The 11847-nt window shown below is 47.9% G+C and carries 3 protein-coding genes and 2 pseudogenes; 1 reads left to right on the forward strand and 4 read right to left on the reverse strand.

Translation table 11 applies throughout. The annotated features are described in order from the left end of the window. Positions 1-8: 8 nt before the first annotated feature. On the reverse strand, positions 9-2111 hold the full coding sequence (locus GT019_RS31225; protein WP_161747354.1) for a LuxR family transcriptional regulator: 2103 nt from the start codon (positions 2109-2111) through the stop codon (positions 9-11). 201 nt (positions 2112-2312) lie between these two features. After that, on the reverse strand, positions 2313-3563 hold the full coding sequence (locus tag GT019_RS31230; protein WP_235949626.1) for a cytochrome P450: 1251 nt from the start codon (positions 3561-3563) through the stop codon (positions 2313-2315). A 1452-nt stretch (positions 3564-5015) separates the two neighbouring features. On the opposite strand from GT019_RS31230, the pseudogene GT019_RS32805 reads away from it, so the two are divergent. After that, positions 5016-5661 (forward strand): annotated as a pseudogene (locus GT019_RS32805) (IS110 family transposase); the annotation flags it as partial. 1117 nt (positions 5662-6778) lie between these two features. Here GT019_RS32805 and sigK read toward each other — a convergent pair. After that, a pseudogene (gene sigK, locus GT019_RS31240) lies at positions 6779-7291 on the reverse strand (RNA polymerase sporulation sigma factor SigK); the annotation flags it as partial. A 481-nt stretch (positions 7292-7772) separates the two neighbouring features. Continuing rightward, the gene (locus GT019_RS32215) at positions 7773-11195 is read right to left on the reverse strand and encodes a CBM35 domain-containing protein (RefSeq protein WP_161747355.1); all 3423 of its coding nucleotides are present in this window, start codon (positions 11193-11195) and stop codon (positions 7773-7775) included. Positions 11196-11847: the final 652 nt, after the last annotated feature.

The following is an 11847-nucleotide window of genomic DNA, read 5'->3' on the forward strand; positions in this document are numbered from 1 at the left end:
CCTTGCGCTCAACCGTCAGTAGTCGATGCCGCCATCAAGGCGGCCAGTTGCGTCCGGGTTCGTATATTCAGCTTGGCATAAACTGATTTTAGGTGCTTTTTGACGGTGACCTCGGAAATATATAGCTGATTTGCAATTTCGAGGTTGGAGCAGCCTGTAAGGACTAGCGATGCTACCTCCGCTTCGCGCTCCGTCATCCTCTTGATCACTTGGCCGCTTCGAGACAGCCCGTTATCTACATTGGCCGGTCCACTTGGCTTGACGTATGTTTTCGAGAGGAACTGCAACCCTGAAATACTACCGGCGCGGCAAAGCAAATCTTCTAGAAAATGACGCAGCTTCTCTCCTCTCGTGTCGAACACATAAGTTGGAGTCGGCATCACCCCATCATAGTTGCAATGCGTAGCACCCTGGGCGACGGTGAATCCGATACTCGGATAAAAATGCCGCGCAATCTCGGACGGATAGGGCGAACAGACAAGGATTTCCCCGCCACACATATATTCATAGATCAGTTGCATACCGACTGTACGCTGATCCGGATCAAGCACGTTTCGGAAGTCATGTAACTTGATAAACCATCCTGCCGGCCTTTCACGAGGCGTCTTCAACCGGTGACGCGCTTCGGCGGATAAAGAGGCCAGATAAGGTCCGCAGTGAGGGTCATCTTTAAGCCACTCCAACGAATTGTTGTGAAATGGAATGATTGCGGCTAAGGCAGCAGAAGCCCCGCTCCGATCACGCAGCAGCTTGAGGGATTGTGGTTCAAGCTGAAATAAGGCCCTTACGTTAACGCCCGCGACGTTGATGCGCAGTGCCTCGGAAGAATAGTGAATTAGATACTCCTCCCCCGTCTCCGGATCGATATCCGTACCCACTATGTCATCTGAACAGTTCCTGCGCCACTCAACGTAAGCAGCAGCCTCGTCAAGCGTAGATTCTGTCACTGTTTCCCAGAAATAAGAGTCGGTAGACGCATCGCTTGTAAGTGCGCGCACTACCTTGACTCCGGCGTATCGGAACAATTCCCCGACCTCCCAGCCGCCCCCTCCCCCCTCATCTCTATTCAGTAATACCCCGGCATAAAATGACGCGCTTCGTTCTCGTAATTGCTTATAAAGCCTTGGCGAGCGCTCCTTGAGCAATTCACTGACAGAATCTTGCATGAGGTCATGCAGTTGCCACCCACGTTCGGATTTTCGGACGAAAGAAAAGGCGACCAACTGGTCGAAAATAATGGGCGACAACTTCTCCTGCATGACGTGCTCAAGCAGCTCTAGATTAAAATGCCGAAGAATCGAAGCAGCTTCTACCCATTTTCTTAGCTCCTGATTCGGTACTTCTTTTAGCCAAAGGGCCGCTATTTCTCCAAACCAAATCTGATTCGGAACGCCGGCATGGCTTTCTTCCTTCCCATCCCGCGCAGCGGCAAGTGACAGCGTCAGTGGATGTCCTTTCGTTTGCCGCCATATTCGTTCCATGCGATTCTCATCGGATAGCCCGCATCGCTGCAGGTAGTCCATGCAATCCGAGCGATCCAAGTGATTGATTAACACCTGCTTCAGGCGCTCTCTCCAAGCTGGCTTCTGGACCCAAGAGCCCTTTAGAGGATAGCGGCCAGCTGTTAACACAATCCCACCTTCTGGGAGCCAAGGAATTAGTCGGTCCCGCAGCCACGTCTCCATATCCTGCATCTCTTCAAATGTATCAAAAGCCAGAACGACGCCTCGTTCTGGCGGCATATTCCGAAAAGCCTCGATTAGGTCTTTTAGCTTCCACTCTTTTTCGCTCAAAAACTGGCGTTCCTCAATTGCCTCGCAATCTATAAATTTACGAAACAGCGCTTCGGTTACCCCCGGTTCGGTATGAACAAAATCACGGCTGTCCAATTGCATGAAGTATGCTCCCGTCTGCTCAGCGGCATGTTGGCATAAGCGCAGAAAGGTGCTTTTTCCCACTCCACCTGTCCCGTAAACATGTAGCATAGCTGCTCCATCAAACTTGCGGTCAGACCCTCCTTGCAGCAGCCCTTCAAACTGCTCGAGTTCGGTTTCCCTGCCGACGATATAGTACCGTTCTCTTGCAAACATTCGATTAGTCTCAAACCTCATTTGTACTCACATCCCGATCCGGAAATACAGTAAGTGTATCACAATTTTATTATTGTAAAAGGCAGATCTTGTCGAACTCCAGACGGCTTTGAAGGAAAAGTGAGTAACAAGACAAACGGCGGTCCAGGACATTATATTCATGTCCCGGACCGTCGCTTATCGAATGTACATTTATCACCTGCGTGTCACCGTAACCTTGTATCATCTACCGATGATTTGCAGCGGCAAGCTTTTGAGGCCCAGGAGATTTATCGCGTTCAGCGGCTCCAGCACTGCCACCTCCGGCACCTTGAAGGTATCAACCCGATGGATCATTTCCTTCAGCGCAGCAGTCATTTCCAAGCGGGCCAAAGGCGCTCCGAGGCAGAAATGGATACCGTGGCCGAATGTCATGTTTGCACCTGACGGACGCGTAATATCAAATACGTTCGGATTTTCGTACTTTGCCGGGTCTCGGTTCGCTGCGCCCAGGAAGGCGGCTACCCGCTCGCCTGCCTTTATTTTCACTCCGCCTATTTCCCCGTCTTGCTTTACAATCCGGGTAATGAATTGAACTGATGTGCGGTACCGCATAATTTCGTCGACGGCTTGCGGAATCAGCCGCGGCTCTTGACGCAGCAGTTCCCACTGGTCGGGATGCTCGGCGAATGTACGCATGGCATTGGTCAGCAGATTCGTCGTCGTCTCATTTCCGGCTACCATCAGAATAACGCAGAAGTTGCTCGCTTCCATATCGGTTAACTGGCGTCCTTCCACCTCAGCTAGAGCTAGGCGCGAGATGAGGTCGCCTTGCGGCTGCCTCCTTCTTTCCTGCAGCAAGCTCCGGAAAAAATCGGTCATCTCGTTGTATGCGGCGATATGCTCGGGAAGCGAATCCGAAAGCCCGGAAAGCAATCTATCCGATATGCGAACAATAACATCGGACCAATATTTAAATTTGACGCGATCTTTATCGGGCACGCCCAGTATCTCGGCAATTACCGTTATTGGAAAAGGAATGGCGAAATCGTGCACAAAGTCGCTTTCCTGCTTGGCCAGCATCTCGTCCAAAAGGCAGTTTACAATAAGATTCATGCGCGGTTCGAGCTCCAAAACAGCTTTCGGCGTAAATGCATGAGTCGCCAACGCTCTAATCTGCGTATGCCGCGGCGGATCCATTCCTGTTAGCTGATTTTCGAATGGAAGATCCAGAGACAAGCCATCAAAGATGGCGGACGAGAACGTCTGGTAATCGCTGAGTACCTTTCGTACGTCATCGGCACGGAAGACAAGGAAAGCTCTAAATTCGGAACTGAATGTGACAGGGTTTGTTTCAAGCATGCTAGCGTACCATGGGTAGGGATCAAGCCTCATATCTGGCATATTCGACATTAACAAAACTCCTTCTGTTCTTTTAAACTCTTCAACTGCAGATGGCTTTTCTGCAGAGACGGTCCTGCTGGTAAGTTCCATCCGAAGCAATTCCAGTTCGGAACTCCGACCGAACTGCCCGTTACGTTTGTCAGGACATTTCTCCCCCCATCTCGGCTCAAACAAGGAACATTCCCCGAAAGCTCCGCTAAGGAGCAGTCACGACAACGCAATTTGGCACGATGTCGTATGACAGCAATCCGTAATTGCAAAGCCAAGTATGACAGTTTTCAGATTTGAAAAACATTATCCATAAGGATACTTTTCATATCCTAAGCGTTTGACTTGTTTAAGATTTGCTGGTCCATTGATTGTTGCGTTATCTTGATCGCACATTCCCATTGTAATTGCCATCCCATCCCCGGAATTTCCGGAATGAAACGAAGGTTGAGCCGTCCTTAATGACGGGCTGGATAATAAGGTTTATAGCCATTGAAAGATTCGCCAACACCATTCCAGATATACTTTCGATTAGGTTTGTTATCCTTCCGGATAATAGCGTCTTATAACACAAGGTGTCATAATCGCAATACCCGGAGTGCTAATAGCAAACCAATTCAGCAAAAAAGCTATTTGGCATAAGCTGCTTTAGTGTAAGCTTTCGTTCTGGGGTGGCCTCGTTTTCATGGAAGAGCTGAATGAGCCGCCGGCGGTTTCTTATAAATCATGCCGTGAACAGTCGGGCCCGGCTTCAATCCCTTCTCATTCAATGCCATTTTGCTGTATAACCAGCACATCATCCCAGTTATTATAATGGATCGGTCCAGATTGAGCGTTGCTCACGAGACTCCTGCCCCCATTACGGTAATTTTTATTTGAGAGGATTGATTATGCTATTCTTGCGGTAATAAATTAGAAGTGGTATGCTTAAACTAGAATTAAGACGGGGAGCCACCCCGTCCCGGATAACAGAAGTGCATCCCACGGTGCGCGACTGATTCAGATTAGATCAGCGAAAAACCCACGCTCGGCGGTCAACCTTGGCGGTGGGTTTTTTGCTGCTTTTTGCGTCTGAGCCAACGATAAAGCTTATGGATTCCAAACCATAAACTCAAAAGTGCGGCCAGTAGTCTAACTACTGCAATAAGCGCATCAAAGGTCAGGGTGATCACCACCTTTGCGGAGAGCTACACCGTTGACCTACCCACCTGTTACCCTTCTATAATTATAGCATTTCACTGGAAAAATCCGGTAGTAGAATAGAATAAATGTTCGTGTTAGATCATACTTTCAGCACTGCCGTCTATATCCAATCGAACTTGCTCCAAATGTCCCGCTGATGCACACCAGGGGCAGTGCGGATCCGGACCATCCATTTAACAAGCCGAGCATTCAATCAGATCAAACCGCTAGCCATCTTTGGCCACTGTACAGCCCGTTAGAATTCCTGTAAAACGAATAATTCGGCGTTTGAACAAAAACGAGCGCCTCGGTACGATGGGGTTACGCACGAGGTCAAAAGCCTCAAAAAGCCCATCAGGAGGTCGCTCTTCTATGAAGTTTAAAGCACAAGACAAGCAAAATCAACGGATTGAAAACATTACCGTTCTTCACCTGGTCGTTGGCGTAGACATCGCCCAGGAAGTTCATGTGGCCAGCGCCGTCAGCTTTCGGGGTATAGCGCTGGGCACACCGCTCGAGTTCGGTAACCATCGAGAAGGGTTCAGAGAAGGGTTCAATCAATTCGAACGTTGGATTCAAGATCTGCTGAGCACCTACAAACTGAGCTAAGTCATCGTTGGCATGGAACCCACCGGCCACTACTGGTTCAGCCTAGCCCGTTGGCTTATCAATCAAGGCATTGAAGCGGTTCCGGTTAATCCTCATCTCGTCAAAAAGAACAAAGAAAACCGAGACATACTCCATCTAAAAGCGATCGTAAGGACGCCCTCGTTATTGCAGATATGATCATCGTTTTCATCCGGGAACCTTCGATGAACTACGTATTCTTATGGCAAATCGAGAAACGGTCACCAAGCGCCTCAATGCCGCAGTTAACCAGATTCATCGCTGGGTAGACATTGTCTTCCCCGAGCTGCGCCAGATCTTTAAAATCCTAACCTGCACCAGCGCAATCGCAACGCTCAGACTCTTCCCTCTACCGAGAGAAATCAGTCGCTTAAGCACGGAACATGTCCTCGAACCTGCGAACTACTGGCGTTGGCAGCGCGCTACATCGGCGTCAAGCATGCCGAGAAAGCCTACTTGCAGACGGTTTAAACTATACCGTTTTTATCAAGAATGACATAAAGTTCTTGTCATTGGTCCGTGACAAGAACTTTATATCATACAAAAAAAGCTGCGTTTTACGCAGCTTTCTACGGATTATGTTGTTGTCACCCGACAACGATGTCGGTCGATCAACTGACTGTCACTGCAGTCAACCGAATTAATGAATAGTAGTCCAGATAATAAAGATCATTCTACTAATCAACAAGAAAACAAAACCCGGTACAGCTGTAAGCCGTACCGGGTTTTGTTTTTGTAATGTATTAAACGAAGGATGGTTTCCGCACGTCAACCCTGCAGCTCACAACTTTAATGTATTCTGCATCCGGACCTTCTACGGTTGGACCAACATACACGTTCGAATTTTCATCGATTTTGACTACAACACGAGTTCGCTTACCATTTACGTGTTCGTAAGTTAGGTGAACACCAGGACCATAAAACCTTCTTCCACCATACTTCCTGCCACGTTTAGAAACGGCGGATGATCCGGAGGCGCGGCTGCGAATTGTACCTCTTGTCGGTCGTCTATTCATCTCGAATCCCTCTTAGCAAGTTAGCTACTTTAACTAACAGCTCATTATTCTCAGCAACGATTGCTCTTAACTACTCATCCGTCAATTTACAACTTCCCAAAAAATATACGGAAAGTACTTGGGTCTTACGAAAAGGATAGCATAGTAGATGGATGTGTGCAATCTCGCGCCTTCTAAAGAAAGACCATGCCATATGGTCTTGATTCGTTACGATTCCTATGGAACGATTGCATTCGGCCTACATTCCCATCGACCTGCGTAATAGTTTGTTGATCGAGCTTCCAGATCGCTGCTCCGGTAACATTGAAATCCGGAGGCGACGAAAGTCTCCCCATCGGACCGAGGGCAATTTCACCCAAAGCGTGAGTATAGTGTTCTACATTACATCCTCAGAAAAAAAAAGAGACAGCGCTTATCACGTGTCTCCTTTGGTCTGCGTAATACCAATTCAACCTCAAAATTATTGCACCTTGGAACAACAACAATGGCATTTTATTTTTTTACTTTATAAAACTCATGATATAGTTTCATGAGTGCACGCTTCTCGATACGCGACACATAAGAACGTGAAATACCTAATTCTTTCGCGATCTCACGCTGCGTCCGTTCTTCCCCCCCGGTGATGAGGCCAAACCGACCGACCACGACTTCCTTTTCGCGTTCATCCAGGATGTCGAGATTTTTATATATTTTACTTTTTTCAATTTTCAATTGAACCCGGTCCGCGACCTCGTCGGCTTCCGTCCCCAGGATGTCGATGAGCGTGATTTCATTACCCTCTTTGTCCGTTCCGATCGGATCATGCAAAGACACGTCCTTGCGCGTTTTCTTGAGCGACCGGAGATGCATCAGGATCTCGTTCTCGATGCAGCGCGCCGCGAACGTCGCAAGCTTCGTGCCTTTTCCCGTCTGGAAGCTCTCGATGGCTTTTATCAGCCCGATCGTTCCAATGGAGATCAAGTCCTCGAGTCCTTCGCCCGTATTGTCGAATTTTTTGACATTGTGAACACAACCCGATGTAAAAAAGGAATTGTTTGAATCGGCAAGTCAATTTGTCGAAGGTCGATGTCTTGCTGCCGTGATGGAAAGCTTTATGTCTTCAATCTGTGTTTAGACGACGATGATACTTAACCCTAAGTTTGGCGTCTTGGCATGCTTTTGTTTCCGAATTACAGTGGCAAGCTAATGTTTCCAAAGCAAAAACCCCTTGGAAATACGGAACTTAAGCATCTGTGGAAGAAAATCACGCCTAGATTCTCGCTCAGCCACAATTAGGATAAATTTTCCAGTACGGGGAGAAAATCATAAAATCGCGAAAACAAGAAGAACCAGCTTCTTAGCGCTGGTTCTTCTTGTTTTCGCTTTTCTTTCCACATGATGAAAAGGTGTATCAACTGAGGGTATCGCTTACGTTCTAAACGACATCAATTTGTTGCAGACGCAGAATACACTATTAGCGAGGCTCGATCCAGCCAAAAACAATACGTTATTGTACCAGAATGTAATCGAGGTTAATCCAACCTGTATCGCCTGTTTCATATTTATAAGTAATGGTATTGACTCCTGCGTTCAAAGCCAACGCTTCCGTTTGGTTCCCCCAAGTATCCCAGTTCGTAAGCCTTTGGAAGCTTGCTTGCTTGATTTTCGTTCCATTCACATAAACACTCACGGTGGATGGATTGTTCTGTGCGTTTGCATAACGGGCCGTTACGTTATAATTCCCTGCGGCAGCAGCGGTTACGCTGAATGTCGTGGTGGCGCCCAAAGTCACGTATCCGTCCACGAATCCGCTTCCCGTATATCCCGTATGATCCGTGTTGACTTTGGCACCGCCCGAAAGCTGCGCCGATTCCGCTTCAAACTTAACGGGGAGCAAAGAAATACTGTCGAAGTTGACCCAACCCGTATCGCCGGAATCGTATTTGTAGGCGATCATGTTCGTCCCGGCGTTCAACGTCAACACTTCCGATTGATTACCCCACGTATCCCAGTTCGCTAATTTCGGAAAGTTTGATTGCTTAATCTTCATTGCGTTTACGTAAATACTTGCTGTAGACGGATTGTTCTGAGCGTTGGCATAACGAGCGAGCACGCGATAGCTGCCTGAGGACGCAACATTCACGCTGAAGCTCGCAGTTGCTCCGGAATTCCAGTAACCGTCTACAAATCCGGTTCCCGTATAACCTGGATGGTCGTTGTTGACTTTCGCTCCACTGGACAGTTGAGCGTTCTCCGCTTCATACGTGACTGTGCCCGATCCATCTAAGGAGGTACTTCTGTATTGATCCGGATTCGTACCCGTTCTCACCAGCACGATGGTTTCCCCAGGCGTGGTGTTAAAGCTCAGCAACGAACCGGAAAGCGTCTCGCTCTGAACGCCATTGCGATAGAGCACGACATTTGTTGTCCATGGGTTCCTGACACGAGCTACATTACCAAGCTTTGATTCAATTTCGACATACTGGATATCCCCCGATTTCATGGAGGAGGAAACTACAAAACCATTTTTGGCAAGCAGCTTGTATTTAGCGTCCCATGCCGATGGCCATGCCGGAAATACACGTATCACTGGATCTCCGACGGGCGTTGGGCTAAGGCTTTGATTAAGTGCTTCCTGAAGCGCAGCCGAAAACGTTCCGTAGCCTTCTGCGGAATAATAATCTCCTTGGTCAAAGAGTAGGTTCGGATACACTCCGTTCGTAGTGAAAACACCATACTGCGTATTTAAAATCTCATCCATATCGTTCGCACGCCCAAGTTTAGCGGCGTCTACATGAAAGCGGCTGGATCCGTTTCTATCAATTACTTGATTTTGAACTTGATTTAAATAACCAGGAGAATGGAGATAAGTATTAAGCGCGATTGCCCAATCGCCGTTATCTAAGCCCTGATCCCTTGTTTCCAAATTCAGCACGTCATACTTTTCGAGCATTTTAAAGATCGGGCTTTCCGTTCCGTGCAAATCCCTTATAAAGTATGCAGGCTGCAGTCCTTGTGCCCATGCGGGCTGAGTAGTCGCGAGTTGAGAAGCAAGCGACGAATTCGTACTTCCCGCCCACAGGGCGCCCGTGTCCGTGCGCAAAGGATATCTCGCGAGATTATCGCGGCGATCCACCCATTGAGAGCGCATACTCGCGTCGACTCCCAGCAGTGTCGAAGCCTCGACTACCGCCGCAAAGACGCCCTTAGCCATGGACAAATCATCGATGACGTCTTTACCGGCCCAAATATGCTCGTGAAGATTCGTATTGTAGAAATGATATTTTCCGTCGACTTCTTTCCTTAATCCTGGATAGGTGCGGTAAAGCTCCGCCGCGCCTTTGATGATCGGATAGGCTTCGTCCCTCAACCAGTCAATATCTTTGGTGTATAGATAGATTTGCCAATAATACTCGGCGGTTTCCTGGGTTGCCATCATGGTATGCGATACGTAACTCGCCTGGTTATTAGCGCCGAATATGTTCCAGTTCCATACCGGGAGAAATCGATTTCTCTCCATCGTCATAGCAGTGAATTCTTGCGAACGCGTGTTGGCATTGAAATTGTAATATTGCTTTACTGAAGAAGCGATATTGCTCGGCAGCGTTTCCCAGCCGAGGACGCCGGCCGTCTCGCCGATAAAAACCCCCTGGCTGCCCCACATTTGATCTGCTGCGGTTACATACTGCTCATAGCTCTTATCCCGCATTTTAAACATCGGATCCATTAATTCCATGTGGTTCGCTGCAATCAAAGGCTGATACAAGGAATCCTGGTTCCAGTTCCAATAAAAACTGCCCCAGTCCCGCCGATCCTCCTCGCCGATCCAAATCCCACCGTTATACTTGGACGGAAAGTTGCCTCTGTTGGAAATGGCAGCCAAATACATGTAATAGTTGCGTCGTTGTTCGAAATCCTTCTTCGAAGGCAAATAGATGTATGATTTATCCCAGAAGTCGCTCCACCAACCCTGACCGGTGGCATATATGCTGTTATAGGTCGGAGAGTTCACTGCGTTCGCGATGGCGTTAGCTTTCACGTTCACCGATTGATTCATTGTCGAGTCTCCCCCGATGATGACGGTGAAGGTGCCGCTTTGTGCGGGCAAATTCAGCCGAAGCGATTGACGTGAGCCTACCGTGCTGTTGGTAACCGACGAAACATTTCTGCCTTGCACGGTTGCCGCAACGGCTGTGCGGTTGTAATAATTATTAACCGCTATACCTGTACTGCTTGGTTCCTGAATAACTTGTTCCAATACGACCGTCTTATTATCTGAATGCGTGGTGAGTGTGGAAACCGCAGAATGAGGCCCCCATACTTGGTTCGCATCGCGCAGCATGGCCAGATCGACGGTGATCGCTTTAGGCGTCGCGCGATTATCCGTTATTTGAATCGCAATGGCATCTGAATTCATATTGGCGATTACATTGACGGCGACTCCGGCTCCATTGATGCTTAATTTGCCGTCGTACAAGGATAAATGCTGTACCGTAGCACCGTTAAAAACCGTATCTGCCCCCAAACCGATATGGACGCGTCCCAAGGCACCGCCGCCCGAATTGGTATGATCTTTGGAAACAGAAGAGGCATCGTTGAACATGAAGGAATCCGTGTGATTCAATTGCATAACAAGCGTATTGCTGTTGCTCTGCCAAACAGGCCCGCCGAACCTACCGTTCGCCACAGGCATTCCTTGGGTGCCGCTTGTGATCATACCGTTGTAATTCAGATCGGACCGACCAATCAGTTCGCTATAATTCGGGTTAAATATGGGGCTTACCGGGTTACTGAACTCCGGTAAAACAGGAGCTAATGCAGGTGTGATTTCAGCGTGAGTTTGCTTGGGGAAGATTATGATCGTTTGCAAAAGCATGATTAAGATCAATAATGGAGATAGAAATGATATGATTCTTTTTTTTGCCAACATTATTTCCTCCTTTAAACTTTTAAACCTGTCGGACTCCCTGATAACATTTCACTTCATTACGAATTTCCTTTCATTTTGTAATCGCGTGCATGCATCGTAGCAGTCAGCTCCGCGTCTCGCAAGTCAAGCAGGATTTCTGCGACGCTTACTTTCAAGGGCAAAGAAATAATGGGGACGTTTTAGCGAAGAACAAGCAATACGAGAATAGTAAATCGACTGCGGGGCTGAACTGAACCTTCAAATTCCAACCATTTCTCACATCCAAAGTAGCTAATTTCTAATCACATAGCGATCACCTCCATTTCGGTTTTTCCAATGAAAGCGCTTTATTTATAGTTACATTATAATAAAGCGGCTTAATGGTAACCATGCAGTCGTTTGTGGATTTATTTGTACTTTCTTTCCACTGCACCAAAATAGGCTACATCGCATTCGATGTAGCCTCAATTTCCATATCTTGCATTATCGATTGATCCGGCGGTTTGTCTTGTTCACGATTTACGCCCTGCTTGCATTACAGTTCCAGCATCGCTTTGATGACTTTTGTTTCGGGCTTTAGCCAGCTCTCAAAATGCTCGATCATGTCCGCGAACGGTACGCGATGGGTCACGTAACTGCTCACGTCGATGGCTCCTGAGGAGATCGCCTCCAT

It is taken from the genome of Paenibacillus glycinis, assembly GCF_009909185.1.
GTDB lineage: Bacteria > Bacillota > Bacilli > Paenibacillales > Paenibacillaceae > Paenibacillus_Z > Paenibacillus_Z glycinis.

Coding starts and splice junctions, on each gene's coding strand:
- GT019_RS31225 (WP_161747354.1), bottom strand. CDS start 2,111: ATGAGGTTTGAGACTAATCGAATGTTTGCAAGAGAACGGTACTATATC.
- GT019_RS31230 (WP_235949626.1), bottom strand. CDS start 3,563: ATGGAACTTACCAGCAGGACCGTCTCTGCAGAAAAGCCATCTGCAGTT.
- GT019_RS32215 (WP_161747355.1), bottom strand. CDS start 11,195: ATGTTGGCAAAAAAAAGAATCATATCATTTCTATCTCCATTATTGATC.